Origin of the sequence: Xanthomonas sp. 3307 (genome assembly GCF_014199735.1) — a bacterium.
In the GTDB taxonomy this organism is placed as follows: domain Bacteria; phylum Pseudomonadota; class Gammaproteobacteria; order Xanthomonadales; family Xanthomonadaceae; genus Xanthomonas_A; species Xanthomonas_A rydalmerensis.
In genome coordinates this window covers 25,734-52,641 of the sequence record NZ_JACHOG010000004.1, presented here as the reverse complement: position 1 = coordinate 52,641, position 26,908 = coordinate 25,734, and the positions used below count along the sequence as shown (strand labels likewise).

The window sequence follows — 26,908 nt, the reverse complement described above, 5'->3', positions numbered from 1 at the left end:
CAGCCGGTTCATGCCGGTGTGGCTATACTCGGCGCATGAGCACATCGTCCTCTTCTCCGATCCGTCTCGTTCTCTCCGCCGCTGCGTTGCTGGCACTGGCCGGCTGTGGCAACAAGGGGCCGCTGGTGATGCCGCAGAAGCCGGTCCCGGTGGAAGCCGCGCCCGCCACGCCCGCGCCCGACGCGACGCCGCCGGCGACCACCGATCCCGCCGGGCAGGCGCAGCCGGTGGACGGGCAGCGCCCGCCGGCCAACGACACCACCATGCCCACCAATGGGAATGAGTGAGGCCCGCCACGACACGCGCCTGCGTTTCAGCAAGATGCAGGGCGCGGGCAACGATTTCGTGGTGCTCGACCTGCGCGACGGCACCCCGCCGCCGGACGCCGCACTGGCGGTCCGCCTGGCCGACCGCCACTTCGGCGTCGGCTGCGACCAGATCCTGACCATCGAACCGCCGCGCGATGCCGCGGCGGTCGCCAGCTATCGCATCTGGAACACCGATGGCAGCGCCGCCGGGCAATGCGGCAACGGCGCGCGCTGCGTGGCCGCCTGGCTGGTACGCGACGGCAGTGCCAGCGGCGCGGACTTCGTGATCGAAAGCCCCGCCGGCAGCCACCACATCACCCGCAGCGCCGACGGTGAATTCGCCGTGGCGATGGGCGTGCCGCGGTTCGCGCCGGAAGACGTGCCGCTGGTCGGCTTTCCGCGCGCGCGCGACGAGTACGTGCTGCCGCTGCAGGGCGGGAGCGTGCGTTTCGGCGCGGTGTCGATGGGCAACCCGCACGCGGTGCTGGAAGTGGGCCTGGTCGATGCGGCGCCGGTGGACCGCCTGGGCCCGTTGCTGCAGCAGCACGCCTCGTTCCCGGATTCGGTCAACGTCGGCTTCGTGCAGGTGATCGACCGTGGCCACCTGCGCCTGCGCGTGTACGAGCGCGGCGTCGGCGAGACGCTGGCCTGCGGCAGCGGCGCCTGCGCGGCGGCGGCGGTGATGATGCAGCGCGGACGGGTCGAGCGCGACGTACGCGTCAGCCTGCCTGGCGGCGAGCTGCGCGTGCAGTGGCCGGACGACACCGCACCGGTGGTGATGTCCGGGCCGGCGACGTTCGTCTTCGATGGAGAATGGATCCGATGAGCGACAGCCACGACAAGCTCGGTGCGCATGAGGTGGCGGCGTGGTTGCGGCGCCATCCCGGCTTCCTGAAACAGTTTCCCGATCTGGCGCTGACCCTGGTGGTGCCGCGCGACGACGGCCCCACCGCGTCGCTGGCCAGCTACCAGTTGGAAGTTCTGCGCGACAAGAACCGCGAGCTGTCGCGGCGGCTGGCCGACCTGGCCGCCAATGCGCAGGTCAACGAACGGCTGGCGGTGCGCACCCATCAGTTGACCCTGGCGCTGATGCGTCAGCGCAGCGCGGCCGACAGCGTGCGCGCGATGGCGGCCTCGCTGCAGGAGGATTTCCAGGGCGACCTGGTCAGCATCGTGCTGCTGCAGCCCTTGCCCGGCCTGGAGCAGGCGCCGTGGCTGCAGGTGCTGGCGGCCGACGATCCGCGGCTGGCGCCGTTCCGCGATTGCCTGAAGGACGGCGAGCCGATCTGCGGCCGCCTGCAACCGGAAAAGCAGGCGCTGCTGTACGGCGAGCGCGTGGACGAGGTGCAATCCACCGCGCTGCTGCCGCTGCCCGGCCTGGGCCTGATCGCGGTCGGCAGCCGCGACCCGAACCGGTTCTATCCCGGCATGGGCACCTTGTTCCTGCGCATGATGGGCGAGGCGCTGGCGGTGGCGTTGCAGCGATGAGTGGGGCCGGGACTCGGGATCCGGGACCCGGGACCCGGGACAGCGCCGGAACCGGCGCTGCCGATCGTCAGGCCGGGCAGGGCACTGCCGGCACCGCAAGCGAGGCCGCTTCTTCCGGGTCCCGGGTCCCGAGTCCCGAGTCCCGGTTCCTCGCCTACCTGCAGGTCGAGCGGCGCATGTCCGCGCATACCCTGGATGCGTACCGGCGCGACCTGGCGGCGCTGGAGGCGTGGGCGGCAGCCAACCTGCTCGGCGAGCCGGCCGCGCTCGATGCCGCGCAACTGCGCAACTTCATCGCCGCCGAGCACCGTCGCGGGCTGTCGCCCAAGAGCCTGCAACGGCGGTTGTCGGCGTGCCGCAGCTTCTACGCGTGGCTGCTCAAGCACGGCCACATCGCCGCCAGCCCGGCCGCGGCTCTGCGCGCACCGAAGGCACCACGCAAGCTGCCGCAGGTGCTCGACGCCGACGAGGCGGTGCGCCTGGTCGAAGTGCCGACCGATGCGCCGCTGGGCCTGCGCGACCGCGCGCTGCTGGAGCTGTTCTATTCCTCCGGCCTGCGCCTGAGCGAGCTGTGCGCGCTGCGCTGGCGCGATCTGGATTTCGTCGCCGGCATGGTCAGCGTGCTGGGCAAGGGCAACAAGCAGCGGCTGGTGCCGGTCGGCTCGCATGCGCGCACCGCGCTGCTGGCGTGGCGCGAGGAAAGCAAAGGCGAGGCCGCCGCGCCGGTGTTCCCGGGCCGCGGCGGGGCGCCGATCGGCGCGCGTGCAGTGCAGATCCGGATCAAGCAACTGGCCGGGCGCCAGGGCCTGTTCAAGCACGTGCATCCGCACATGCTGCGGCACAGTTTCGCCAGCCACATCCTGGAATCCTCGGGCGACCTGCGCGGCGTGCAGGAACTGCTCGGCCATGCCGACATCGCCACCACGCAGATCTACACGCATCTGGACTTCCAGCACCTGGCCAAGGTCTACGACGCGGCGCACCCGCGGGCCAAGCGCAAGTCCTGATCGCGGAATCGCGGTCGCACGGCCGCTGCCGCACCCGCGCTTGTTCTGGATCAAGGCGCGCCGGCGCACGCAGGACGACACTGCCCTCCCACGTCGCGAGGGCTTCCCGATGGCCAAACCCTTTCCGCTGGCGCCGCGCCATCCCGAACGGCTGTGCTGGGGCTGCGACCGCTATTGCGCCGCGCACGACCTGGCCTGCGGCAACGGCGCCGGGCGCACCCTGCACCGGATCGAAACCCAGGGCGAGGACTGGCACGTCGCGTGGGGCATCGCCGCCGATCCGGCACGGCCGGCGCATGCCCGGCTCGGCGACGACCCGTCCTCGCACGGCGACGCTTGAACCGCGCGTCGCCAGCCCCCACACCTGAGTCATCGCTCCGGAGGCCGCATGGATCCCAGTCAGAACCCCAATGTTTTCCACGCCACCACGATCCTGTCGGTGCGCCGCGATGGCCGCGTCGCCGTGGCCGGCGACGGCCAGGTGACCCTGGGCCACACCGTGATGAAGGGCAACGCGCGCAAGGTGCGCCGGCTCGGCCGCGAGGGCCAGGTGCTGGCCGGATTCGCCGGCGCCGCCGCCGATGCGTTCACCCTGTTCGAGCTGTTCGAGGCCAAGCTGGAGAAGCACGGCCAGCTGACCCGCGCCGCGGTGGAACTGGCCAAGGATTGGCGCACCGAGCGCCGCCTCGGCAAGCTCGAGGCGCTGCTGGCGGTGGCCGACAAGGAGACCTCGCTGATCATCAGCGGCACCGGCGATGTGATCGAACCGGAGGACGGCATCATCGCCATCGGCTCCGGCGGTTCCTACGCGCTGTCGGCGGCGCGCGCGCTGCTCGGCCACACCACGCTGGACGCGCGCACCATCGCCACCGAAGCGCTGAACATCGCCGGCGACATCTGCATCTACACCAATCGCAACGTGGTGGTCGAAGAGCTGTGATTCGCGAGTCGGGAGTGGGGATTCGCTGAGCGACTCCCTCCCGGTCTCCGGCCACGCATCGATCATTCCTCCTCCGCTTTTACGAATCCCCAATCCCCAATGCCCAATCCCGACACTTCCACCATGACCCCGCGCGAGATCGTGCAGGAGCTGGACCGCCACATCGTCGGCCAGCACGAGGCCAAGCGCGCGGTGGCGATCGCGCTGCGCAACCGCTGGCGGCGCATGCAGTTGCCCGACGCGCTGCGCAACGAAGTGATGCCGAAGAACATCCTGATGATCGGCCCCACCGGCGTCGGCAAGACCGAGATCGCGCGGCGCCTGGCGACGCTGGCCAACGCGCCCTTCGTCAAGGTCGAGGCGACCCGCTTCACCGAGGTCGGCTACGTCGGCAAGGACGTGGAGCAGATCGTGCGCGACCTGGCCGACACCGCGGTCAAGCTGTACCGCGAGCAGGCCAAGACCCGCGTGCGCACGCAGGCCGAGGAGCGTGCCGAGGACCGCATCCTGGATGCGCTGCTGCCGCGGCGCAGCGCCGGCATCGGCTTCGATCCGGAAGCCGCGCGCAACGAACCCTCGGCGCAGGACAACGACACCCGCAGCAAGTTCCGGCGCATGCTGCGCGCCGGCGAGCTGGACGAGCGCGAGATCGAGCTGGATGTCGCGGTCAACGTCAGCATGGACATCATGACCCCGCCGGGCATGGAGGAAATGGGCCAGCAGCTGCGGCAGATGTTCTCCAACCTGGGTGGCGGCAAGTCGCAGTCGCGCAAGCTGACCATCAAGGCCGCGCGGCCGCTGCTGATCGAGGAAGAGGCCGGCAAGCTGGTCAACGAGGACGATGTCCGCGCCGCGGCGATCGAAGCCTGCGAACAGCACGGCATCGTGTTCATCGACGAGATCGACAAGGTGGCCAAGCGCAGCGAGGCCGGCGCCACCGGTGGCGACGTCTCGCGCGAGGGCGTGCAGCGCGATCTGCTGCCGCTGGTGGAAGGGTCCAACGTCAGCACCAAGTACGGCACGGTCAAGACCGACCACATCCTGTTCATCGCCTCCGGCGCGTTCCACCTGGCCAAGCCCAGCGACCTGATCCCGGAGCTGCAGGGCCGTTTCCCGATCCGGGTGGAGCTGTCGGCGCTGTCGAAGGACGACTTCATCCGCATCCTCACCGAGCCGAAGGCGGCGCTGACCAAGCAGTACGAGGCGCTGTTGCTGACCGAGGGCGTGAGCCTGCGCTTCACCGACGACGCCATCGCGCGCCTGGCGGAGATCGCCTTCCTGGTCAACGAGCGCCAGGAAAACATCGGTGCGCGGCGCCTGCACACGGTGCTCGAGCGCCTGCTCGACACGCTGAGCTACGAAGCCCCGGACCGCGACGGGCAGAGCGTCACCGTGGACGCGGCCTATGTCGATGCGCACCTGGGCGAGCTGGTGCAGGATCCGGACCTGAGCCGGTACATCCTGTAACGCCAGCGCGATCTAAAGCGGCAGGCGCCTTACCTGCGCCTGCCGCTGTGCACCTGATCCCTACGTCGCGCCTACATCGCGCGCGTCGTAGGAGCGGCGTCAGCCGCGACTAAGAGCCTTCCCGGTAACGCCTCGTCGCGGCTGAAGCCGCTCCTACAAGAGCTGCGTGCCGCAGCCATTCCGCTTGCGCGCCTGCCCTGTCGATGCATGGCTAAACGCGCCGAAGCCGGGTAGTGCTGTCGTAGGAGCGGCTTCAGCCGCGACCGGGTTTTCCCGGTAACGCCTCGTCGCGGCTGAAGCCGCTCCTACAAGACGCGGCTCCGCCGCGTAGGCCCGCCGCAAAACCGCGCAGCGCGTGCGTCACCTGCCCGCACCCGGCCAACTCAATACAGCGGCGTTCCCGCCTTGTACGCGGCCACGAACGACTGCCAGTCCAGTTGTACCTGCGCGGCGTAGTCGAACGCGAACTGGCGCAGTTCCGATTTCAGGCCGCTCTTGCTGGTGACCGCCTGATCGATCTGCTTGTCGATGCTGTAGGGCACCACGTTCGGGTCGTAGTCCTGGTCGGCCAGCGCGTGCGCCGAGGCCAGGGCCTGGCCCAGGTAGTTGGCGGCGGTGGCGAGCTTGCCGGCGCTGTCCAGCGCGGTCGGGTCCAGGTCCTGCTGGAATGGCGACTTCTCGTGCACATAGAACGGCGTGCCGTTGACGCTGGCGTAGCCGACCAGCACGTCGGCGTCGATGGTCTGCGCCTTGGCGGTGCGCGCGACCCGTGCGCCCTCGTTGTTGTCGTAGGTGGAGGCCGGCATCTGCGACGGCGCGGCCACCGCGACCACGCTGGCCGCTTCCTGCTTCCATTCCAGGATCACGTCGTCGCTGGTCGACGCGCTCGGGCCTTCGATCAGCACGTACAGGCGCAGGCGGCCGAGGCTGCCGGTGCCCGAGCCCAGCTTCTGGCGCACGTCCTTGATGCTGTAGTAGCTGGCCGCATAGCGCTTGGACGCGGCGATCGAGCCGATGTAGCCGTTCATCGCCGTGGCCACCGCCGAGGCGGTGCCGGCGTCCACCGCGACCAGGTTGTCCAGGTCCTGGAACTGGCGCTTGCCGCCGCTGACCACCGTGTACTTGGACAGCAGGCTGCTGCGGCTCTTGCCGTCGGCGCCGTCGATGATCTTGGCCACCGCGCCGCTGGTGTTGCGCTTGCTCAACTGGAAGCTTGCTTCGGCGTCGCTGCCGCGGAAATCGGCGATCTTGTCCAGGTAGGCGCCGACCATGGTGTCGATGGCGTCGCCGATGTCGCTGTCGGACAGGCCGTTGTCGCGTCCGGCCAGGACCATGCTCGCGGCCAGCCGGCGCAGGTCCCACACGTACTGGCCGAGGTGGCCTTCGTCGAAGTCGGCGACCTTGAACACCGCTTTGCCGCTGCTGTCGCGTGCCGCATCGAAGTTGCCGATGTGGGTGTCGCCGCCGAGCCAGGTGTAGCCGGTCTGCGGCGAGGTCCACAGCGAACCCGGCAGGGTCGTCATGTCCTGATAGAAAATGTGGTCGGTGCCGCGGTAGAAGGCGTAGGCGCTGGTGGCCATGGTCGCCATCTTGGTGTCCAGCTCGGCGCGCTGCGCGGCGTAGGGATGGTTGTAGTCGTGGATCTGCTGCACTACCCAGGCGTCGCGCTTGCTTGCCGCGGTCGCGCATCCGGCGCAGGCGGCAAGGGTCAGGCCGATCAGCAGCAACTGCGGCAGGCGGGTGGACATCGCAGGTCTCCAGGCGCGGACGAAGGAACCGGCAGTCGACCACGCCGGCATTGCACGCAGATGAACCATCGCAGCTTAGAAGTAGCGCAGCCAGGCCAGGTCGCGGCGCCGCGCCTTCAGCCGCGCGAATGCGGCGGTGGGCCAGTACAGGGCCAGGCCAAGCAAGGCGGCGATGGCCCACAGCGCGGCCACGCTGTCCACGCCGAACAGATCGCCCTGGTTGGTGCCCCACAGCGCCACCGCGGCCAGGTAGACGAGCTTCAGCACGTACAGGTGCAGCAGGTAGAAGAACATCGGCGCCGCGCCGATCGCTGCCAGGGGCGCCAGCGTGCGGGCCACGGCGGGATGTTCGTACAGCCGCAGCAACAGCAGGCCCACGCCCAGGGTCAGTAGCAGGAACTGCAGCGACGGCGGGTACTTGGTGACGTTGAAGAAGCTCATCGCGGTATGCACGAGGTCGTTCTGCACCTGCCAGGGCGCATCGCCGTAGCCGTTGTGCCAGCGCAGCAGGTGGAACCCGGCCAGCGCGCCCAGCCCCCAGGCCAGCAGGCGCTGCTGGCGTTGCGCCGGGTCGGTGGCGGCGCCGTACCAGGGGCCGGCGGCGTAGCCGAGCGCGATCACCCCGATCCACGGCAGCACCGGATAGGAGGTGCGCAGGCGCAGCTCGCCCAGCTCCAGCCAGCGCCGGTCGTGCAGCACCGCCCAGACGGCCGCGAGCGGGCCTTCGCCCTGCACCTGCACATCGTCCAGCAGGTGGTGGCCGGCGACCAGCGCCGCGCCCAGCAGGGCCAGCGCCGGCCGCGGCAGCCACAGCAGTGCGGCCAGGGCGAGCATGCTCAGGCCGATCGCCCAGATCACCTGCAGGTACAGCGTCTGCGGCGGAAAGGCGCCGCTCCAGGCCAGGTTGACCAGGGTCAGCTCCAGCACGATCAGGAACAGGCCGCGCTTGAGCAGGAAGCGGGCGGCCGCCGCGCGGCCGTCGGCCTGCCGCGCGGCGTACAGCCAGGCCGACAGGCCGGTCAGGAACACGAACACCGGCGCGCACAGGTGGGCGAGGGTGCGCGCGACGAACAGCGCCGGCGCCGTGCCTTCCACCTCCATCGGGTCGCCGACCGGGTGGTGCAGGTAGAAGGTCTCGCGCACGTGGTCGAGCAGCATCAGCAGCATCACCGTGCCGCGCAGCAGGTCGATCGAGGCTAGCCGCGCGGCCGGCGTTGCGGGAACGGCAAGGGAAGTGGGCGAAGCGAGGGCAACAGACGGCATGCGGTGCGATCGGTGTCGATTTTGAAACAATATAACACTCGAGTGGCAGAGCCATTCCCGGCGCGACTGGCGTGGGGGCTCAGGCCATGGCAGTGCAGGGCTGCCGGCGCTGCGGCGGCACGCTTGAGTGGGGCAGAGGTGGATGCGCCAGGCGGGGCGGCGGCGGTCGGCGTCGCCTGGTTCGCCTGCGGGCCTGAAAGCGGCGGCGTGGTGCTCGGTGCGCCGCGCCGGCGCCCGCGGCGGGCCGCTCAGTCCTCGCCGATGTCCTCGTTCCACACGTCCGGGTGCGCGGCGATGAAGCCGCCGAGCAGGTCGATGCACTCCTGGCTGTGCAGGTCGATCACGTTCACTCCGCTCTCGCGCAGCCAGTCGATGCCGCCCTGGAAGGTCACCGATTCGCCGACCACCACCGTGCCGATGTTGAACTGCCGCACCAGGCCGCTGCAGTACCAGCACGGCGCCAGGGTGGTGACCATGATGGTGTCGCGGTAGCGGCGCTGGCGCCCGGCCTTGCGGAAAGCGTCGGTCTCGCCGTGCACCGACGGGTCGCCTTCCTGCACGCGGCGGTTGTGGCCGCAGCCGAGCAGGCGGCCGTCGCGGTGGTACAGGGCGGCGCCGATCGGGATGCCGCCTTCGGCCAGGCCCTGGCGGGCTTCGGCGATGGCGGTGTCGAGCAGGGCGCGGTAGTCGGGCGTAGTCAGCATGGAATTGCCTGGGGGAAAGGAGTCTGCCGGCAGTCTGGCGCAGGCGGCGGGCGGCTGTCATCCCGGGCGGCGCTTCACCGGCACGGAGCGGCCGGCGGTGCGATAATCCCGGCATGAGCGAATCCCCCTACAAATCCGGCACCACCCATTTCGGCTTCCGCGACGTCGCCGCCAAGGACAAGCAGAAGCTGGTCGGCGAGGTTTTCACTTCGGTCGCCGGCAACTACGACCTGATGAACGACCTGATGAGCATGGGCATCCATCGGGTCTGGAAGCGCTATTTCGTCGCCACCGCGCAGGTCAAGCCGGGCGACCGCGTGCTCGACCTGGCCGGCGGCACCGGCGACATCGCCGCGCTGCTGAAGGACCGGGTCGGTGCCGATGGCGAGATCGTGCTGGGCGACATCAACGCCGGCATGCTCTCGGTGGGCCGCGACCGCCTCACCAACCGCGGCCTGGTCGCGGGCCTGGACTATGTGCAATGCAACGCCGAGGCGCTGCCGTTCCCGGACCAGAGCTTCGACCTGGTGACCATCGCCTTCGGCCTGCGCAACGTCACCGACAAGGACGCCGCGCTGCGCGAGATGTACCGCGTGCTCAAGGTCGGCGGCCAGGCGCGGGTGCTCGAGTTCTCCGAAGTCACCGCCGACTGGTTCAAGCCGCTGTACGACTTCCATTCGTTCAAGGTGCTGCCGCGCCTGGGCCAACTGTTCGCCAAGGATGCCGACAGCTACCAGTACCTGGCCGAGAGCATCCGCAAGCATCCGCCGCAGGACGCGCTGAAGGCGATGATGGAAGAGGCCGGCTTCGCCCGCAGCCACTACAAGAATCTCACCGGTGGGATCGTGGCGATCCATTCGGGCTACAAGATCTGAGAAGCCGGGATTCGGGAATCGGGATTGGGGATTCGTAAGCGCGCCGGCTGTTCGCTGCTGCGAATCCCCACTCCCGAATCCCCACTCCCCACTTCGATCGGGGATTCGGGATTCGTCAGCGTGCGCCGCACTGCCGTTGCGAATCCCCACTCCCGAATCCCCAATCCCGGCCTTCCGGTAAACTTCCGGTTTCCCCGAACCGGTGCTGTCTGCCATGCGTTCCCCGTTCCTGTTGTTGTCCCTGGCCGCGGTGATCGCGTCCGGGTGTTCCCGTGAAGCGTCCGCGCCCGATGCGGCCGCACCTGCCGCCAAGCCGGCGCCCGCCGCGGCCAAGCCGGCCGATCGCAGCCACGACGAGACCTCCTACGCCGAGCCGTCCAAGGTCGTGATCAAGGACCTGGCGCTGGATCTGAAGCTGGATTTCGACAGCAAGCAGATCGGTGGTACCGCCACCTACACGCTGGACTGGAAGGACAAGAGCGCCAAGCAACTGGTGCTGGATACCCGCGACCTGACCATCGAGAAGGTGCAGGCCGACGACGGCAAGGGCCAGGGCGCGCCGCTGCAGTACGCGCTGGCGCCGGCCGACAAGATCTACGGCAGCAAGCTGACCATCGAGGCGCCGACGCAGCCGCAGAAGATCAGCATCACCTACCACACCGCACCGACCGCCTCGGGCCTGCAGTGGCTGGAGCCGTCGATGACCGAGGGCAAGAAGCTGCCCTTCATGTTCAGCCAGTCGCAGGCGATCCACGCGCGTTCGTGGGTGCCGCTGCAGGACACGCCGAGCGTGCGCTTCACCTACAGCGCGCACGTGGTCTCGCGCCCGGACGTGATGGTGCTGATGAGCGCCGACAACGATCCCAAGGCGGTGCGCAACGGCGACTACCGCTTCAAGATGCCGCAGCCGATCCCGTCCTACCTGCTGGCCATCGCTGCCGGCGACCTGGTGTTCAAGCCGATCTCGGCGCGCTCGGGCGTGTGGGCCGAGCCGGCGATGGTCGACAAGGCGGCCAAGGAGTTCGAGGACACCGAGAAAATGATCGTGGCCGCCGAGACGCTGTACGGTCCGTACCGCTGGGGCCGCTACGACATGCTGGTGCTGCCGCCGTCGTTCCCGTTCGGCGGCATGGAGAATCCGCGCCTGACCTTCGCCACGCCGACGGTGATCGTCGGCGACAAGTCGCTGGTGTCGCTGATCGCGCACGAACTGGCGCATAGCTGGTCCGGCAACCTGGTGACCAACGCCAGCTGGAAGGACATCTGGCTCAACGAGGGCTTCACCACCTACGTGCAGGCGCGCATCACCGAGGCGCTGTACGGCCCCGAAGCGGCGGAGATGGAGCGCGAGATCGACCAGACCGACCTGCTGGCCGAACTGAAGGGCATGAGCCCGGCCGACCAGGCGCTGGCGTTGCCGGCGCTGACCGAGCGCGATCCGGACGAGGCGTTGAGCCAGGTCGCCTACGTCAAGGGCGCGTGGTTCCTGCAGTTCCTGGAGCAGCGCTTCGGCCGCGACACCTTCGATCCGTTCCTGCGCGGCTGGTTCGACGACCACGCGTTCCAGAGCGCCAACACCGACCAGTTCGTCGCGTACCTGAAGACCCACCTGCTGGCCAAGAAGCCCGACGCGGTGACCGCGCAGGAACTGCATGCGTGGCTGGACGAGCCGGGCATTCCGGCGTTCGCGCAGAAGGCGCGCTCGCGCAACTTCGCCATGGTCGATACCGCGCGCATCGCCTGGACCGGCAGCGGCACCCTGCCGGGCAAGCAGGTCACCGATGCCTGGAGCACCCAGGAGTGGACGCGCTTCCTCAGCGGCCTGGGCGAGAAACTGACCCCGGCGCAGCTCAAGCAGCTCGACGACGCCTACCACTTCACCGGCACCGCCAACGGCGAGATCGCCATGCGCTGGTATCCGCTGGCGATCCGCAGCGGCTACGTGGACGCGCGCCCGGCCGCCGGCGAGTTCATCGCCCGCGTCGGCCGCCGCAAGCTGATCCTGCCGATCTACGCCGAACTGGTGAAGACCCCGGACGGGTTGGCCTTCGCCGAGGAGGTGTTCGCCAAGGCCAAGCCGGGCTATCACCCGATCACCACGGTGTCGGTGCAGGAGATGCTGGACAAGGCCAAGGCCGGCAGCACCGCGCACTGACGCGCGCCGCCACCTGGAAAGACCGCGCACGCGGCGCCGGGAGCGATCCCGGCGCCGTGTGCGTATGTGCGGCCGGCCTGTTGCGGTGAGTGCGCTGTGTGGGGCGGAGGCGAACGCTTCGGCGGCGCTTGGTCGCGCGCGTTGCACGATGTCGCCCTGCGCGCCGTCGCATGCGCTGCCTGCATGACGCGCGTGCCTGTCCCATCGTGCTTAACTTTTTCCACACGCGCCGTCGCGGGCGTGCACGACCCGCTGCCACGCATTCGCGATATCCTCGGCAGTCCCGATGGTCCTCGGTCCATGCGTGCATGACATCGTTCGCCACCGCCCCGGTCGTCGCAGCAAGCGCCATCGCCCTGGCAGGACACTGCCATCGCCGATGCGAGCGGACCCGCTCGCGCCTGCGGAGGCAATGCCGAGATGACTGACGCTCACGCCCTGTCCGGCTCCTTGCTGGCCGAATTGCCCGATGCCCGCGGTGGCGAAATCTTCACCGAACTGCTGCGGCGCTCCGGTTGCCGCGTCGAGCGCATCGTCTCGCACGGGCAGACCACGCCGCAGGACGCGCCCTACCTGCAGGCGCACGACGAATGGGTACTGCTGCTGCGCGGCAGCGCGCGGGTGGCGCTGTGCGAGCGCGAGGTCGCGCTGGCGCCGGGCGAGCATCTGTTCATCCCGGCCGATACGCCGCATCGGGTGACCTTCACCGATCCCGGGCAGCCGACCGTGTGGCTGGCCCTGCACCTCGGCGAAGCCGACGTGGTGGTCTGAGCGCATGATCCGTAGTCGCCTTCCGGTGTCGCCGTGCTGGTGCTGACGATGGCCTGGTTGCTGCTCGCCGGCATCCTGCTGGTGGTGGCAGTGGTGATCGGCGTGCTGCTGGTGCTGCGCGATCCGTTCCTGCTGGTGCGCCTGGAGAGCTTGCGCCAGCGTCGTGGCAGCGGACTGCAGCGGCGCCAGGCGCAGGTCGCCGGACACACCTGGACCTACCTGGTGCGCGCCGCGGCCGACCCCGCCGCGCCGACACTGCTGCTGGTGCATGGCTTCACCGGCAGCAAGGAGAACTGGCTGCCGCTGGCGCGCGCGCTGGGCACGCGCTATCACCTGGTGATCCCGGATCTGCCCGGCTGGGCCGAGAGCCAGCGCATCGCCGGGCAGGACTACGGCTTCGTCGCGCAGGCCGAGCGCGTGGCGGCGTTCGCCACGCAGTGCGCGCGTCGTGCCGGCAGCGAATGCGTGCTGCTCGGACATTCGATGGGTGGCGGCATCGCCGCGCTGGCCGCGGCGCGCCATCCGGCGGTGTTCGACCGGGTCGGCCTGTTCAACGCCGCCGGCGTGCGCTTTGCCGACAACGCCTTCGGCCAGGCGGTGCTGGACGGGCACAATCCGTTCGCGGTGCACGATGCGGCGTCGTTGCAGCGCTACATCGACACCGTGTTCCTGCTCGAACGCGCCAAGCCGCGCATCCCGCGCTGGGCGGTGCCGGCGGTGGTGGCCTGGCGCCGTCGCGAGGCCGCGTTCGAACAGCAGGTGCTGGCGCGCATCGGCCGTGGCGAGGAGGCGTTCCTGCCGTTCGAGGAAGCCGCGCACATCCGCCAGCCGGCGCTGCTGCTGAATTGCGTGCAGGACGCGGTGATCGACGCCAGCGCGCTGGCGCTGTACGCGCAACGCCTGCCGCAGGCGATCCAGGTGCTGCTGGACGGCAGCGGCCACATGTCCATCGTCGAGAAGCCGGCCGAGGTCGCGCAGGCCATCGACACCCTGATCCAACGAGGAACCCCACGATGAAACGCATCCTGCTCGGCGCGCTGTGCGCCGTCGCCCTGGCCGCTTGCGGCGATCACGAGGCCGAGCGCAAGGCGCAGGCCGCGGCCGAAGCGCAGGCCAAGGCGCAGGCCGCCGACGACCTTGCCAAGCAATACGATGCCGCGGTGAAGTCGGGCAATTGGGACCTGGCCCGGATCCACGGCGCGGCGCTGCTGCAGCAGTATCCCGGGTCGGACGCGGCCGAGCGCATCCAGCCCGGCTACGCCGAGGTCAAGGCCAAGGGCGAGGCGGCGCGCGAGCTGCGGCGCATGCAGGCCGCCTGGCAGTACTCGCAGGTGCCGGCCGGCAAGGGCGTGCAGCGCTCGGCGATGCTGTACAGCCGCGACAAGGTCGACGTGGACGACAGCGGGCCCAAGCCGGTGCAACTGGTGTTCCGCGACCACCCGGAATGGAAGCGCAGCGCTTACCTGGTGCTGCAGTCCGGCGATTTCCGCTGCGCCGGCGGCTGCAAGGTGGAACTGAAGGCCGACGACGCGACGCCGCACGCGGCCGCGGCCTGGCGGCCCAAGACCGACGAGGCCATCGCCATGTTCATCAGCGACGACAAGGCGCTGTGGAAGCTGGCGCGCAAGACCACGGTGCTGCAGATCACCTTCCCGGTGAAGGCCGGCGGCACCCGCACCGCGGTGTTCGAGACCGGCGGCCTGGACGGTGCGCAGATGCCGGGCTGGGATTGAACGCGATGCATGCCGCCACGCCCCCGCCGGCCGAGGCGCTGTGCCAGGTGCGCCACTGGGTGTTCGACATGGACGGCACCCTGACCCGCGCCGTGCACGATTTCGCGCTGATCCGCCGCGAACTGCAGATCCCGCCGCAGGCCGACATCCTGCAGCACCTGGCGGCACTGCCGGACGCGCAGCGCACCAGCAAGCATGCCTGGCTGCTGGAGCACGAGCGCGTACTGGCCCAGGAGGCCACCGCGGCCAACGGCGCGCCGGCGCTGCTGCGCACCCTGCATGCGGCCGATTGCCGGCTGGCGGTGCTCACCCGCAATGCCCGCGAACTGGCGCAGCTGACCCTGGAAGAGATCGAGGTCGACGACCTGTTCGAGGAAGTGACCATCCTCGGCCGCGACGAGGCCCCGCCCAAGCCGCATCCGGGCGGCCTGCTGCAGCTGGCCGAACACTGGGGCGTGGCACCGCAGGCGCTGGCGATGGTCGGCGACCACGCGTACGACTTGCAGTGCGGGCGCCACGCCGGTGCCACCACCGTGCTGCTGCACCCGGAGAACCCATGGCCGGCGCTGGCCGATCTGCATTTCGCCGATTGCGCCGCGCTGCTGGCGTGGTGGCAGGACCACGTCGGACCGCAGCCGCACTGATGCTGCACGCGGCGGCTGACGGCCGCCGCGTCCTCACACCCAACCCCGTCCGCGTATCGGCGTATGCATGCCGAATGCGCGCTCCTGCCGTGCGTCCCCGTGCGCCTGCACCTGTGCGGCAAGCGCGCCGATGGCGCAGGGTGTGCCACCGGTGCGTGTGCCCACACTGCGCCAATCGCGATGCAACGGCATGGCACAAAGTGTCACGTTCTCGGGACGCCTGCGACCGCGACGACGCGCGTCTCTGCGACCACAACCGACGTTGTGATCCGTACGTCAAGGGATGTTGCATCGCAGCGGTGCGATGGCATGGACGTTGCTCGTAGACACCCACGCTTCAGGTTCCGTGGCACACGCCGACCCAGGTGCAGCTGTCGCGGCTCTTCAACGAGGGGAGTAGAACGATGCACAGTCATTCACGTCGTACCCGGGCTTGTACATTGCTCGCGCTGGCCACTGCGTTGGCGCTGGCGGGTTGCAAGAAGCAGGAAGAGGCCCCGGCACCAGCCGCACCGGCCGCCGCACAGCAACCGCCGGCCGCCGCGCCGGCCGCGGTCGCCGATACCGACAGCGAGTTCGCCACCAATGCCGCCAACCCCGACAACTGGGGTGGCATCGGTCGCGACTTCGGCCTGAACCGGCACAGCCCCTTGGCCGAGATCAATCGCGACAACGTCAAGAACCTGAAGATGTCGTGGGAGATGAAGACCGACGCCACCCGCGGTCACGAAGGCCAGCCGCTGGTGATCGGCAGCACCATGTACATGGTCAGCGCGTATCCGAACAACGTGTTCGCGATCGACCTGTCGCAGGAAGACAACGGCAAGGTGCTGTGGAAGTACACCCCGCAGCAGGATGAGCGCGCGGTGGCGGTGGCCTGCTGCGACACAGTCAACCGCGGCGCCTCCTATGCCGACGGCAAGCTGGTGTTCGGCAGCCTCAGCGGCGACGTGATCGCGCTCGATGCCAAGACCGGCAAGGAAGTGTGGAAGCAGAAGCTCGCCTATCCCGAGAAGGGCGAGACCATCACCATGGCCCCGATCATCGCCGACGGCAAGGTCGTGGCCGGCATCAGCGGCAACGAGTTCGGCGTGCGCGGCCGCGTCGCCGCGTATGCGCTGGCCGACGGCAAGCAGGCCTGGTCCTGCGAAGCCACCGGTACCGACAAGGACATCTGCCTCGGCCCGGACTTCAACAAGGCCAATCCACAGCACGGCCAGCTCGGCGACCTCGGCCAGAAGACCTATCCGGACGAAGGCTGGAAGCGCGGCGGCGGTGCGGCGTGGGGCTGGTACAGCTACGACCCGAAACTCAAGCTGGTCTACTACGGCACCGGCAATCCCGGCCTGTGGAGCCCGTCGTACCGCTGCGGCAAGACCACGCAGAAGGAATGCGACAGCGGCGAGTACGACAACAAGTGGTCGATGACCCTGTTCGCCCGCAAGATCGATACCGGCGAAGCGGTGTGGGGTTACCAGAAGACTCCGTTCGACCAATGGGACTACGACGGCATCAACGAGCCGATCCTGGTGGACCTGACCATCGACGGCAAGCAGGTGCCCTCGGTGGTGCAGTTCGACCGCAACGGCTTCGCCTACGTGCTCGATCGCCGCGACGGCACGCTGCTGCGCGCCAACAAGTTCGTGCCGGCCAATTGGGCCGAGCGCATCGACATGAAGACCGGGCGCCCGGTCAAGGTCGCGGCGCATTCGCCGCTGGAACGCGGCCGCAAGGTCGAAGCGTTCCCGTCGGCGATGGGCGGCAAGGACCAGCAGCCGTGCTCGGTGGATCCGGCCAACTCGGCGGTGTTCTTCTGCGGCACCAACAACTGGCACATGGAGCTGGACCCGCAGGAGCGCGGCAACACCATGATGGGCCTGCCGTACGTGTTCGCCAACGTGATGATGAAGCCGAACGAGCCGGGCGCGCTGGGCATCGTCAAGGCGTTCGACGTGGTCGAAGGCAAGTCCAAGTGGGAGATCAAGGAGAAGTTCCCGGTGTGGAGCGGTACCCTGGTCACCGACGGCGGGCTGGTGTTCTACGGCACGCTCGACGGCTGGTTCCGCGCCGTGGACAAGGACACCGGCAAGAAGCTGTGGGAGACCAAGCTGCCCTCGGGCATCATCGGCAACCCGATCGCCTACAAGGCCAACGGCCACCAGTACGTGGCGGTGTTCTCGGGCATCGGCGGCTGGATCGGCCTGCCGGTCGCTGCCGGTCTGGATCCGGGCGATCCGTACGGCGCGCTGGGTGCCGCCGGCCTGGCCTTCAGCAATGGCTTCGACAAGATCCCGTTGGGCGGCATGGTGCACACCTTCCGCATCGACGGCGCCGGCAAGACCGTCACGCCTACCGCGACCGCCACGGCGGCTGCCGGCGGCGGTAGCGCGGCAGTCGCCGCCAAGACGGTGCGATGAGCCGGCGGCGCCGCGTCCAGGGTACGAGCGGGTGCCGCATGGCGCCCGGCTCGTGGCGCCTGCCTGCGGGCGCGCGCGCCGTGTTGCTGTTGTGCAGCCTCGGACTCGTCGCCGCAGGTTGCACGCGCGAGCCGTCGTCCGCGACGGCTCGCGCTCCTGCTGCCCCAGCCGCCACTGCGGCGCCGGCCTCCGCCGCGCCTGCCGCCACGCTGCCGGCCAATGCACCGGTGCTGCGGGTTTGCGCCGATCCCGGCAACATGCCGTTGTCCGATCGCGCAGGCGAGGGGTTCCAGAACAAGATCGCGCAGGTGGTGGCCGCGGAGATGGGCCGGCGCCTGGAGTACGAATGGCGCAGCTATTACCAGCGCGGCCTGGCGCGCAGCACGATCAACGCCGGGCGTTGCGACGTGCTGATGGACGTGAACAGCGATTTCGAGATGGGCCTGCCCACGCGCCCGCTGTATCGCTCCACCTATGTGCTGGTCACCCGCAAGGGCCTGGCACTGCGCCCGGCCTCGCTGGACGATCCGGCGTTGAAGAAACTCAAGGTCGGCGTGTTCCAGAGTTCGCCGGCGCGGCAGGCGCTGTTCGACCATGGCGTGCAGGGCGAGGTGCAGTACCTGTTCTACGACTCGGCCAGCGCGCCGCAGGAGCATCCCGGCAAGCTCGCCGAGCAGGTCGCCGCCGGCAAGCTCGATGCCGCCGAATCCTGGGGCCCCGTGGCCGGCTACTACGCCGCGCGCGGCGGCCTCGGCGTGGTGCCGTTGAACGTCATCGACAACGAGGTGCTGGAGTATTCGATGGCGTGGGCGGTGTCGCGCAAGAACGCGGCACTGCGCGATGCGCTGAATGAGGCGATGCAGCGCAGCGCCGGCAAGATCGACGCGATCCTGCGCGACTACCACGTGCCGCTGGTGGCCTGCGCCGATTGCATCGTCGCCGGTGACCTGCGCTCGTACGGCCCCTATGCGGCGCCCGCCGAGCAGGACGACACGCCGAGCGCGCAGGCCTCGTCGGACATGCTGGCGCAACTGCAGTTGCGCATCGCCGGCGGTGCCGATCCCAACGAGGAACTGGCGCACGCGCTGGATGCCGGCGACGGCGTGCGCGTGGCCTGGCTGCTGCGCCATGGCGCCAGCGCCGACAAACCCAACCTGCTCGGCGAGCCGCCGCTGCAGCAGGCGATCCGCAACCAGGCGCCACTGTTGGTCGGCGAGCTGCTGGCGGCCGGTGCCAAGGTCGAAAGCCACGACAGCAGTGGCTGGACGCCGCTGATGAAGGCGGCCTGGTCCAACGACGGCAAGAGTGCCGCGCAGTTGCTGGCGCATGGCGCCAAGGTCGATGCGGTGTCCACCGATGGCTGGACGCCGCTGGACCTGGCGATCTCCTACGCCGATGCCGACCTGGTGCAGGCATTGCTCGACGCTGGCGCCAGCGTGCGTCGCGCCAACCCGGCCGGCTTCACCCCGGTGATGTTCGCGGTGGCGCGCAACGATCCGAAGATCCTCGACCTGCTGCTCAAGCGCGGCGCCGACGCCGACCGTGCGAACCGCGCCGGCGTCACGCCGTTGATGCTAGCCGCCGCGGCCGGGCGCGAAGACAGCGCCCGGCGCCTGCTCGCCGCCGGCGCCAGCGCCGATACGCGCGATGCCGATGGCAAGACCCCGGCGGCGCTGGCCCAGCAGCGCGGCAATGCCGAACTCGCCCACCTGCTGACGGAGGCCCAGCACCGACGCACGCAATGACCGCTTCCTGTCGTCCCGTACATGCCGCTCGCGCGGCCTGCTCTTCCCATCGTGCATTCCGCAAAGGTGTTGTCCCCATGCGTCCTGCTTCCATCCGTCGTCGCTCCGTCTCCGCGCTGCTGCCCCTGTCCCTGTTCGCCTCGCTCCTGCTGCTGGCCGCCTGCGGCAAGCAGGAAACGCCGCCCGCGCCGGCGGCCACGCCTGCACCGGCCGCGCCTGCCGCGGCCTCCGCACCGGCGGCAGCCGCGCCCGCGCCCGCCGCCGCCGCACCGGCACCCGCTGCGGCGGTGACGCCGATTCCGAAGGGGCCGCCGGTCAAGGTCACCCCGGAGCTGGTCGCCGAAGGCAAGGCGATCTTCAACTCCGCCGGCTGCACCGCCTGCCACGGCGGCACCGGTGGTGGTGGCATGTGCCCGCCGCTGACCAACGATATCTGGGTGTATGGCAACGATGACGACACCTTGCGCGCGCTGATCACCGAAGGCACCGCCGGCATGACCGCGCACGGCAAGACCCGGATCGGCCACGAGAAGGTGGTCGGGCAGATGCCGCCGTTCGGGCCGGTGCTCAAGCCGGGCGATACCGAGAAGCTGCTGGCCTTCATCCATTCCATCAACAAGACGGCAGGCGCCACGCAATGAGGAACGCGTGGCGTCTGTCCGCCGTCGTCGCGCTGTCGCTGTTCGCCGCGGCCTGCCAGCGCACGTCGGCACCGGCCGCAGGCAACGACGCCGCGGCGCCCGCGCCTGCGACCAGCGCCGCGGCCCTGGCCTACGTGCCGAACCAGCGCAGCGGCACCATCTCGGTGATCGACACCGGCAGCGATCGCGTGGTGCGCACGCTGTCGGCGCAGGGCCAGCTCGGCAAGCGTCTGCAGCAGGTGGTGCCGGGACCGGCCGGGCATCTGTACGTCATCGACGCGCAGGGTCATCGCCTGCTGGAACTGGATACCGTGCAGGACCGCGTGCTGCGCAGCGTCGACATCGGCGAGAACGCCGAAGGCGTCGCCGTGGCGCCGGATGGCCGCCAGCTGGCGGTGTGCGTGGAAGGGCAGAACCAGGTGATGCTGATCGATCCGGCCAGTTTCGCGATCGGCGCGCATATCGCTACCCGCGGGCAGGCCCCGGAACATTGCGTCTACACCCCGGACGGCGCGCTGCTGCTGACCAGCAACGAAGGCTCCAACGACCTGGACGTGATCGACGTGAAGGCCGGCACCTCCACCGGCGTCATCGCCACCAGCGGGCATCCGCGCGGCATGGCGTTCGCGCCCGACGGCAAGACGGCCTATGTGGCGCAGGAAGCGGCCAACGTGGTCGACGTGATCGACCTGGCCGCACGCAAGCGCGTGGCCAGCATCCAGGCGGGGCAGCGTACCGCCGGCATCGCCATCGCCCGCGACGGCAGCCGCGTGTACGCGTCCAACGGTGCCGGCACGGTCAGCGTGATCGACCCGGCCGCGCGCCGTGCGTTGGCGCAGATCCCGGTCGGGCAGCGCCCGTGGAATCCGGCGCTGAGTGCGGACGGCAAGAAGCTGTACGTGGCCAACGGCCGTTCCAACAGCGTCAGCGTGATCGACACGGCGGCGATGAAGGAGATCAAGCAGATCGCGGTGGGCGAGATGCCATGGGGTGTGGTCGTGGCGCAATGACGTGAGGCGAGCGGCGCCAGCGGGCGCCGCGACGGGGAGGCGGGGAGAGCCGGAATGAAGACGCGAGCCGCGGTCGCCTGGGCGGCGAACCAGCCGCTGGCCATCGAGGAGGTGGATCTGCAGCCGCCCAAGGCCGGCGAGGTGCTGGTGCGCATGGTCGCCAGCGGCATCTGCCACAGCGACGAGATCGCCTTGTCCGGCGTCGATGCCGAGGCGGCGTTCCCGGTGATCCTGGGCCAGGAAGGCGCCGGCGTGGTCGAGGAGATCGGTATCGGCGTCAGCAGCGTGCGTCCGGGCGATCACGTGATCCCGCTGTACATGCCCGAATGCGGCGTGTGCAAGTACTGCCGTTCCAACCGCACCAACCTGTGCCAGGCGATCCGCAGCAGCCAGGAGCGCGGGCTGATGCCCGACGGCAGCAGCCGCTTCTCGCTGCACGGGCGCCCGCTACTGCACTACATGGGCACCAGCACCTTTGCCGAATACACCGTGCTGCCGGAGATCGCGGTGGCCAGGATCCATCCGTCCGCGCCGCTGGACAAGGTCTGCCTGCTCGGCTGCACGGTCACCACCGGCATCGGCGCGGTGCTCAACACCGCGCGGGTGCGTCCGGGCGAGAGCGTGGCGGTGTTCGGGCTCGGCGGCATCGGCCTGTCGGTGGTGCAGGGTGCGGTGATGGCGCGCGCCGAACGCATCATCGTGGTTGACATCAACCGCGACAAGTTCCCGCTGGCGCGCGCGCTGGGCGCCACCGACTGCCTGGACCCGAAGGATTTCGGCGCACCGGTGCAGCAGGTCATCGTCGACCTCACCGACGGCGGCGCCGACCACAGCTTCGCCTGCGTCGGCGACGTGCGCGCGATGCGCGCGGCGCTGGAGTGCTGCCACAAGGGCTGGGGCGAAAGCATCATCCTCGGCGTGGCGCCGAGCGCGCAGGAGATCAGCACGCGCCCGCTGCAACTGGTCACCGGCCGCGCCTGGCGCGGCAGCGCGTTCGGCGGGGTCAAGGGCCGCAGCGAATTGCCCGCGTACGCCGAGCGCTACCTGGCCGGCGAGATCCGCATCGACGAACTGATCAGCGAGACCCTGCCGCTGGACCACATCAATCGCGGCTTCGAGACCATGCGCGCCGGCCGTGGCATCAAATCGATCGTTCTTTACTGACACGCAAGGAGTTGGCATGACCCGCATCCACGGACGCAGCATCCCGTCGGCAAACCTGCTCGCGCTGGCCGTCGCCACCGCCATCGGCCTGCTCGCCGCACCCGCGCGCGCGCAAACCACGGTCAACGCCGACGATGCGCAGATCACCGCGCTGGACCGGGTCGAGGTCACCGCCACGCCGATTCCCGGCACGCTCATCGATGCCGACCTGTTGCCGTACACGGTGCAGACCGCCAATGCCGACGACATCGCGCGCAGCCAGGCCGGCAACCTCACCGACTTCCTGCTGCGCGAGATGAACGGCGTAGACACCAACGAGGTGCAGGGCAGCCCGTTCCAGACCGATCTGACCTTCCGCGGCTTCCGCGCCTCGGCGCTGCCGGGCGCCTCGCAGGGCGTGTCGGTGTATCTGGACGGCGTGCGCATGAACGAGCCGTTCGCCGACATCGTCAGTTGGGACATGATGCCGGAGGCGGCGATCCGCAGCGTGGCGCTGATGCCGGGTTCGAACCCGCTGTTCGGTCCCAACACGCTGGGCGGCGCGCTGGCCTTCACCACCCAGTCCGGCCTGACCGCACCGGGCGTGCGCGCCGACCTGTCGGTGGGCAGCGGCGCGCGCAAGCGCCTGGATGCGTCGTACGGCTACGCCGGCCGCGACGGCCTGCATGCCTTCGTCGCAGTCACCGGCTTCGACGAGAACGGCTGGCGCGACGCCTCCGCCGGCCGCCTGGGCACCGTGTTCGGCAAGCTTGGCCGGCAGGGCGACAGCACGGACTGGGACGTGTCGCTGCTGCACGGGCGCAGCCGCCTGGTCGGCAATGGCCTGCTGCCCAGCCATCGCTACACCGACGATGGCACCGAGCCCGGGTTGTACGAGGCGGACCGCGCCGCGGTCTACACCTCGCCGGACCTGACCCGCAACCGCAACACGCTGCTGACCGGGCAGTTCGACCATCGCTTCGACGAACGCACTGCGCTGCACCTGCTGGCCTACTACCGCCAGGGGCGCCGCGACACCGTCAATGGCGACATCAACGACGATTACGAGGCATTCGTCGACGACTGCGCCGACGGCTACGCCGCCGACGGCACGCCTCGGGATGCGGGGTGCACGGTCTCGCGCGCCGATGCCGACGCGTTGCACAGCGGCGTGCTCAACACCACGCAGATGCGCCAGCACGCCGAGGGCCTGGCGCTGAACTTCAGCCACCAGGCCGGCGCGCACGCGCTGAGCATCGGCGCCACCTACGACCGTAACCGCGTGCGCTACCGCCAGTACGAGCAGGACGCGTTCGTGCAGGACGACCGGTCGGTGGTCGCCGATCCGGGCGAGGAGCGGGCGTTCTTCTCCGGCGTCGACGGCCGCAGCAGCACCCTGGGCCTGTTCGCTGCCGATACCTGGGAACTGGGCGAGGCCACCCACCTCAACGCCGCGCTGCGCTGGAACCGCGTCGCCGTCGCCAATACCTTGTCCACCGGCGACGATGGCGTGCTGCCGCGCGAACGCTTCGTGTTCGCCAAGGCCAATCCCTCGCTGGGCATCACCCAGCGCCTGGGCAGCGGCTTCACCGCCTTCGCCTCGGCCTCGCAGAACAGCCGTGCACCGACCGCGATCGAACTCGGCTGCGCCGACCCGGAACAACCGTGCCGGCTGCCGACCGGACTGCAGGCCGATCCGCGCCTGGAGCAGATCGTCTCGCGCACCTACGAGGTCGGCCTGCGCTGGAATCCGTCGCCGGCGCAGACGCTGAACGCCTCGCTGTACCGCGCCGACAACCGCGACGACATCCTGTTCCTGCGCGCACCCAATTCCCAGCAGGGCTATTTCGACAACGTCGGTCGTACCCGCTACCAGGGCGCCGACCTCAGCTACCGCGGCAGCCACGGCGCGCTGCGCTGGTTCGCCGGCTACAGCTACCTGGACGCCACCTACCGCAGCGCTGGCGAATTGCTGTCGGGCGAGCGCACGGTGACATTGCGTCCGGGCACGCGCATCGCCGGCCTGCCGCGCAGCACACTGAAGCTGGGCATGGACTGGCAGGCGTTGCCGCAATTGTCGCTGGGCGCGGACCTGCGCGCGGTGTCGCGGCGCGTGGCCAGCGGCAACGAGGACGGCCTGGTCGAGGATCCCGAGGACGGCGAGGCGCCCGCGCGCCACGACCTGTCCACCGGCGGCTATGCCTTGCTCGACCTGCACGGCACCTGGGAACTGGCCGACGGGTTGTCGCTGTACCTGCGGATCAACAACGTCTTCGACCGCCGCTATGAGACCTACGCGGCGATCGCCGAGGATCTGTTCCCGGGCGGCGCACTGGCACGCCCGCAGGACGCCGCGGTCGAAGACGGCCCCTCGCGCTTCGTCGCGCCTGGCGCCCCGCGGCAATACCAGGTCGGTTTGCGCTGGCGCTTCTAGCGCGCGTCGCGTGGTTGGCGTCGGCGCTGATGGACTTCGTGCCATTTGCCTTACCGTGGCCGCGAGCCGCTAGGCTCCGGTGACCGTCGCGGCTGAAGCCGCTCCTACAGGAAACGCTGCGCCGGTACCAAGCGCGAAACCCATGTAGGAGCGGCTTCAGCCGCGACCTCGGAGCCAGAACCTATCTGGCTCCGATAGCAGTCGGGACTGAAGTGCCCCCCACAGGTTGTGTCGCCCAATCGATTCGCCGGCTGTTGTCGTAGGAGCGACTTCAGTCGCGACATCGAAGCCAGGCATCATCCAGCCTCCTCAGAGGTTGGGACTTGCGTTTCCCGTGGCAATCGTAGCGCCAGCTGCTTGGCAAAACATAACAGGCAAGGCTTCATTCGCAACTCGCAGGCAAGACCCGCAACGTGTAAGTCCTCCTCAGCTCACCGTCGCCAACCCATGCTTGCGCAGCTTGCGATACAAGGTGTTGCGGCTGATGCCCAGCGCATCGGCGGTACGGCTGACGTTCCAGCGATGACGCTCGAGCTGTTGCTGTAGCACGCTGCGTTCGGCGCTGTCCAGGGCTACACGGCCAGGCACGCCGTCGGCGGCGTGCGCATCGTCGCCGAGCAGGCACGGCCCACTGTCGGCGTCGACGATCTCCTGCGGCAGGTTGGGAATGCGGATGACCCCGTCGGCACACAGTACCGCGGCGGTGCGCAGCACGTTGCGCAACTGCCGCAGGTTGCCGGGCCAGGCATAGCTGAGCAGCTTGTGCAGGGCATCCTCGCTGATGCGCACCGGCTGCTCGCCGCTCTCTTCGCGCAACAGGGTGCGGATCAGTTCGGCCTTGTCGCTGCGCTCGCGCAACGGCGGCAGGTGCAGCACCACGCCGTTGAGGCGGTAGTACAGGTCTTCGCGGAAGCCGCCGCTGCCGACCATCTGCGCCAGGTCGCGGTGGCTGGCACTGATCACGTGCAGCTCCAGCGGCATCGCGCGGTCGCTGCCCAGCGGGGTCACGCTCTGGTCCTCCAGCACGCGTAGCAGGCGCGTCTGCAACGGCAGCGGCATGTCGCCGATCTCGTCCAGGAACAAGGTGCCGCCGCTGGCCTGCAGCAGCTTGCCGTGGCGTCCCTCGCGCGCGGCATCGGTGAAGGCGCCGCGTGCATAGCCGAACAGTTCGCTCTCGATCAGCGCTTCCGGAATCGCCGCGCAGTTCACCGCCACGAACGGCCGGTCGGCCCAGGGTGAGCTGCGGTGCACCGCCTTGGCGAACTCTTCCTTGCCGGTGCCGGTGGCCCCGCACAGCAGGATCGACACGCGGTGTTTGGCCAGCTTCAGCGCGTTGTCCAGGTTGTGCAGCATGCGCGGATCGGAGCCGACATGGTCGTTGGCGCGCGCGGCCTGGCCATCCTCGCCCGCGGCGCGCGTCCGGCCTGCAGTGCTGCGCGCGCGTGGCGGCTGCGCCAGGGCGAAGAAGCGGCGGCCGTGGCAGGCGCAACGGATCGACCACAGGGTGCTGGCGTCGTTGCGCGCGCGCTGCTCCAGCGTATCGAAATCCAGTTGCATCACCTGGGCGATATCGCGCCCGACCAGCGGCGAGCGGTCGGGCTTGCCCAGCTGTTCCAGCGTCGCCTCGTTGACCGCGAGTACGCGGCCGTCGCCGCCGACTGCGATCAGCGCCTCGTGCAGCAACCCGGCGAACTCCGGGCGGCTATGGAAGCGCAGGATCCACGCATGCCGGTACTGCTCCAGGAAGTACGCGCGGGCGATCTGCGCCGCCGACATGCGCACCAATGCGCCGGTATGGCACTGCACCAGCCTGGTGTCGCGCGCGTCGGGCGTGGACGCGTCCAGCACCGCCAGCAAGTTGCCCTGCGGATCCAGGATCGGCGCGCCGCTGCACGAGAGCGGCAGATGCCGCTCCAGGTAGTGCTCGCCGCGATGCACGCTCAGCGCGCTGCCCTCGACCGCGCAGGTGCCGATGCCGTTGGTGCCCTGGTAGCGTTCGGCCCAACTGGCGCCGCAGAACAGCCCGGTTTCGCGGAACGCACGCAGCAGCGCCGGATCCTGCACGCTGTGCAGCACGGTGGCCTCGGTGTCGGCGAACACCACCGCATAGCTGCCGCCGGCGATCTGCTCGTAGAGATTCTCCATCTCCACCTTGGCGATGCGCAGCAGCGCCTCCAGCCGCTGCTGGCGCTCGCGCAACTCGCCGTTGTCGTGGACCATCGGCGAGGGATGGGTGTCCGGATCCAGGCCGTAGTCGTCGAGGCAGCGCCGCCACGAGCGCGCCAGGGCGGGTGGCAAGGTCTCGATCTGGCGAAACTGGCGCATACGCGCGAGCGGCGCACAGTCGGCGTCCTGCACGGGTGCGACAGCGGCGTGCGCGAGGTTGGCGACAGTCGACTCGGACATGGGCGCGCT

The 26,908-nt window shown here is 69.6% G+C and carries 21 protein-coding genes and 2 pseudogenes; 19 read left to right on the top strand and 4 right to left on the bottom strand.

The annotated features are described in order from the left end of the window. Positions 1 to 35 precede the first annotated feature (35 nt). From GGR64_RS11585 to hslU, 7 genes and pseudogenes are all read left to right on the top strand, one after another. Positions 36 to 287: a lipoprotein gene (locus GGR64_RS11585; protein ID WP_017914634.1), complete on the top strand. Its 252-nt coding sequence runs from the start codon at positions 36 to 38 to the stop codon at positions 285 to 287. Continuing rightward, a complete protein-coding gene (dapF, locus tag GGR64_RS11580) occupies positions 280 to 1,134 on the top strand; it encodes a diaminopimelate epimerase (protein WP_184645972.1) in 855 nt (284 codons plus the stop codon). Before GGR64_RS11585 ends, dapF begins: the two co-directional genes overlap by 8 nt. Beyond that, positions 1,131 to 1,796, top strand: coding sequence for a DUF484 family protein (locus tag GGR64_RS11575; protein ID WP_184447217.1), 666 nt, complete (start codon positions 1,131 to 1,133; stop codon positions 1,794 to 1,796). Before dapF ends, GGR64_RS11575 begins: the two co-directional genes overlap by 4 nt. Before the next feature lie 146 nt (positions 1,797 to 1,942). Continuing rightward, positions 1,943 to 2,803, top strand: a pseudogene (gene xerC, locus GGR64_RS11570) (tyrosine recombinase XerC); the annotation flags it as partial. Positions 2,804 to 2,912: 109 nt separating this feature from the next. After that, the gene (locus GGR64_RS11565) at positions 2,913 to 3,143 is read left to right on the top strand and encodes a DUF3079 domain-containing protein (RefSeq protein ID WP_184645970.1); all 231 of its coding nucleotides are present in this window, start codon (positions 2,913 to 2,915) and stop codon (positions 3,141 to 3,143) included. Between the two features lie 48 nt (positions 3,144 to 3,191). Further along, positions 3,192 to 3,743, top strand: coding sequence for an ATP-dependent protease subunit HslV (gene hslV, locus GGR64_RS11560; protein WP_048491055.1), 552 nt, complete (start codon positions 3,192 to 3,194; stop codon positions 3,741 to 3,743). Between the two features lie 99 nt (positions 3,744 to 3,842). Then, positions 3,843 to 5,210 carry an ATP-dependent protease ATPase subunit HslU gene (hslU, locus tag GGR64_RS11555; RefSeq protein ID WP_048491054.1) on the top strand — a complete coding sequence of 456 codons (1,368 nt, stop codon included), beginning with the start codon at positions 3,843 to 3,845 and terminating at the stop codon, positions 5,208 to 5,210. Positions 5,211 to 5,593: 383 nt separating this feature from the next. Here hslU and GGR64_RS11550 read toward each other — a convergent pair whose 3' ends face one another. The 3 genes from GGR64_RS11550 to GGR64_RS11540 form a co-directional block, all read right to left on the bottom strand. Next, positions 5,594 to 6,958, bottom strand: coding sequence for a DUF2252 family protein (locus GGR64_RS11550; protein ID WP_184645968.1), 1,365 nt, complete (start codon positions 6,956 to 6,958; stop codon positions 5,594 to 5,596). A gap of 75 nt (positions 6,959 to 7,033) precedes the next feature. After that, entirely contained in the window at positions 7,034 to 8,221 is a 1,188-nt protein-coding gene (locus GGR64_RS11545) for a heparan-alpha-glucosaminide N-acetyltransferase domain-containing protein (RefSeq protein WP_184645966.1), read from the bottom strand. 248 nt (positions 8,222 to 8,469) lie between these two features. Beyond that, the gene (locus tag GGR64_RS11540; protein WP_160969773.1) at positions 8,470 to 8,925 is read right to left on the bottom strand and encodes a nucleoside deaminase; all 456 of its coding nucleotides are present in this window, start codon (positions 8,923 to 8,925) and stop codon (positions 8,470 to 8,472) included. A 113-nt stretch (positions 8,926 to 9,038) separates the two neighbouring features. Here GGR64_RS11540 and ubiE point away from each other — a divergent pair, with 113 nt between their 5' ends. The 12 genes and pseudogenes from ubiE to GGR64_RS11480 all read left to right on the top strand — a co-directional run bounded on the left by ubiE (position 9,039) and on the right by GGR64_RS11480 (position 24,493). Further along, positions 9,039 to 9,800, top strand: a complete 762-nt coding sequence (gene ubiE / locus GGR64_RS11535) for a bifunctional demethylmenaquinone methyltransferase/2-methoxy-6-polyprenyl-1,4-benzoquinol methylase UbiE (RefSeq protein WP_152243601.1) — start codon at positions 9,039 to 9,041, stop codon at positions 9,798 to 9,800. Positions 9,801 to 10,014: 214 nt separating this feature from the next. Continuing rightward, entirely contained in the window at positions 10,015 to 11,955 is a 1,941-nt protein-coding gene (locus tag GGR64_RS11530) for a M1 family metallopeptidase (protein WP_184447211.1), read from the top strand. A 420-nt stretch (positions 11,956 to 12,375) separates the two neighbouring features. Beyond that, positions 12,376 to 12,726 carry a cupin domain-containing protein gene (locus GGR64_RS11525; RefSeq protein ID WP_184645964.1) on the top strand — a complete coding sequence of 117 codons (351 nt, stop codon included), beginning with the start codon at positions 12,376 to 12,378 and terminating at the stop codon, positions 12,724 to 12,726. Positions 12,727 to 12,759: 33 nt separating this feature from the next. Continuing rightward, on the top strand, positions 12,760 to 13,743 hold the full coding sequence (locus GGR64_RS11520; RefSeq protein WP_184645962.1) for an alpha/beta fold hydrolase: 984 nt from the start codon (positions 12,760 to 12,762) through the stop codon (positions 13,741 to 13,743). Continuing rightward, positions 13,740 to 14,459, top strand: a complete 720-nt coding sequence (locus GGR64_RS11515; protein WP_184645960.1) for a hypothetical protein — start codon at positions 13,740 to 13,742, stop codon at positions 14,457 to 14,459. Before GGR64_RS11520 ends, GGR64_RS11515 begins: the two co-directional genes overlap by 4 nt. 5 nt (positions 14,460 to 14,464) lie before the next feature. After that, positions 14,465 to 15,103 (top strand): HAD family hydrolase, encoded by a 639-nt coding sequence (locus GGR64_RS11510; RefSeq protein ID WP_184646324.1) that lies wholly within the window; start codon positions 14,465 to 14,467, stop codon positions 15,101 to 15,103. Between the two features lie 404 nt (positions 15,104 to 15,507). Then, complete coding sequence (locus tag GGR64_RS11505; protein ID WP_184447206.1) at positions 15,508 to 17,520, top strand: methanol/ethanol family PQQ-dependent dehydrogenase; 2,013 nt, start codon at positions 15,508 to 15,510, stop codon at positions 17,518 to 17,520. Positions 17,521 to 17,600: 80 nt separating this feature from the next. Further along, positions 17,601 to 19,265 (top strand): annotated as a pseudogene (locus GGR64_RS11500) (quinoprotein dehydrogenase-associated putative ABC transporter substrate-binding protein); the annotation flags it as partial. Positions 19,266 to 19,342: 77 nt separating this feature from the next. Beyond that, positions 19,343 to 19,906, top strand: a complete 564-nt coding sequence (locus GGR64_RS11495; protein WP_184645956.1) for a c-type cytochrome — start codon at positions 19,343 to 19,345, stop codon at positions 19,904 to 19,906. Beyond that, positions 19,903 to 20,916, top strand: coding sequence for a beta-propeller fold lactonase family protein (locus GGR64_RS11490; RefSeq protein WP_184645954.1), 1,014 nt, complete (start codon positions 19,903 to 19,905; stop codon positions 20,914 to 20,916). Before GGR64_RS11495 ends, GGR64_RS11490 begins: the two co-directional genes overlap by 4 nt. Before the next feature lie 54 nt (positions 20,917 to 20,970). Then, entirely contained in the window at positions 20,971 to 22,080 is a 1,110-nt protein-coding gene (locus tag GGR64_RS11485) for an S-(hydroxymethyl)glutathione dehydrogenase/class III alcohol dehydrogenase (protein WP_160970810.1), read from the top strand. A 16-nt stretch (positions 22,081 to 22,096) separates the two neighbouring features. Further along, positions 22,097 to 24,493 (top strand): TonB-dependent receptor, encoded by a 2,397-nt coding sequence (locus GGR64_RS11480; protein WP_184645952.1) that lies wholly within the window; start codon positions 22,097 to 22,099, stop codon positions 24,491 to 24,493. Positions 24,494 to 24,919: 426 nt separating this feature from the next. Here GGR64_RS11480 and GGR64_RS11475 read toward each other — a convergent pair whose 3' ends face one another. Next, positions 24,920 to 26,899 carry a sigma-54-dependent Fis family transcriptional regulator gene (locus tag GGR64_RS11475; protein ID WP_184447200.1) on the bottom strand — a complete coding sequence of 660 codons (1,980 nt, stop codon included), beginning with the start codon at positions 26,897 to 26,899 and terminating at the stop codon, positions 24,920 to 24,922. Positions 26,900 to 26,908 lie beyond the last annotated feature (9 nt).

Coding starts and splice junctions, on each gene's coding strand:
- GGR64_RS11585 (WP_017914634.1), top strand. CDS start 36: ATGAGCACATCGTCCTCTTCTCCGATCCGTCTCGTTCTCTCCGCCGCT.
- dapF (WP_184645972.1), top strand. CDS start 280: ATGAGTGAGGCCCGCCACGACACGCGCCTGCGTTTCAGCAAGATGCAG.
- GGR64_RS11575 (WP_184447217.1), top strand. CDS start 1,131: ATGAGCGACAGCCACGACAAGCTCGGTGCGCATGAGGTGGCGGCGTGG.
- GGR64_RS11565 (WP_184645970.1), top strand. CDS start 2,913: ATGGCCAAACCCTTTCCGCTGGCGCCGCGCCATCCCGAACGGCTGTGC.
- hslV (WP_048491055.1), top strand. CDS start 3,192: ATGGATCCCAGTCAGAACCCCAATGTTTTCCACGCCACCACGATCCTG.
- hslU (WP_048491054.1), top strand. CDS start 3,843: ATGCCCAATCCCGACACTTCCACCATGACCCCGCGCGAGATCGTGCAG.
- GGR64_RS11550 (WP_184645968.1), bottom strand. CDS start 6,958: ATGTCCACCCGCCTGCCGCAGTTGCTGCTGATCGGCCTGACCCTTGCC.
- GGR64_RS11545 (WP_184645966.1), bottom strand. CDS start 8,221: ATGCCGTCTGTTGCCCTCGCTTCGCCCACTTCCCTTGCCGTTCCCGCA.
- GGR64_RS11540 (WP_160969773.1), bottom strand. CDS start 8,925: ATGCTGACTACGCCCGACTACCGCGCCCTGCTCGACACCGCCATCGCC.
- ubiE (WP_152243601.1), top strand. CDS start 9,039: ATGAGCGAATCCCCCTACAAATCCGGCACCACCCATTTCGGCTTCCGC.
- GGR64_RS11530 (WP_184447211.1), top strand. CDS start 10,015: ATGCGTTCCCCGTTCCTGTTGTTGTCCCTGGCCGCGGTGATCGCGTCC.
- GGR64_RS11525 (WP_184645964.1), top strand. CDS start 12,376: ATGACTGACGCTCACGCCCTGTCCGGCTCCTTGCTGGCCGAATTGCCC.
- GGR64_RS11515 (WP_184645960.1), top strand. CDS start 13,740: ATGAAACGCATCCTGCTCGGCGCGCTGTGCGCCGTCGCCCTGGCCGCT.
- GGR64_RS11510 (WP_184646324.1), top strand. CDS start 14,465: ATGCATGCCGCCACGCCCCCGCCGGCCGAGGCGCTGTGCCAGGTGCGC.
- GGR64_RS11505 (WP_184447206.1), top strand. CDS start 15,508: ATGCACAGTCATTCACGTCGTACCCGGGCTTGTACATTGCTCGCGCTG.
- GGR64_RS11495 (WP_184645956.1), top strand. CDS start 19,343: ATGCGTCCTGCTTCCATCCGTCGTCGCTCCGTCTCCGCGCTGCTGCCC.
- GGR64_RS11490 (WP_184645954.1), top strand. CDS start 19,903: ATGAGGAACGCGTGGCGTCTGTCCGCCGTCGTCGCGCTGTCGCTGTTC.
- GGR64_RS11485 (WP_160970810.1), top strand. CDS start 20,971: ATGAAGACGCGAGCCGCGGTCGCCTGGGCGGCGAACCAGCCGCTGGCC.
- GGR64_RS11480 (WP_184645952.1), top strand. CDS start 22,097: ATGACCCGCATCCACGGACGCAGCATCCCGTCGGCAAACCTGCTCGCG.
- GGR64_RS11475 (WP_184447200.1), bottom strand. CDS start 26,899: ATGTCCGAGTCGACTGTCGCCAACCTCGCGCACGCCGCTGTCGCACCC.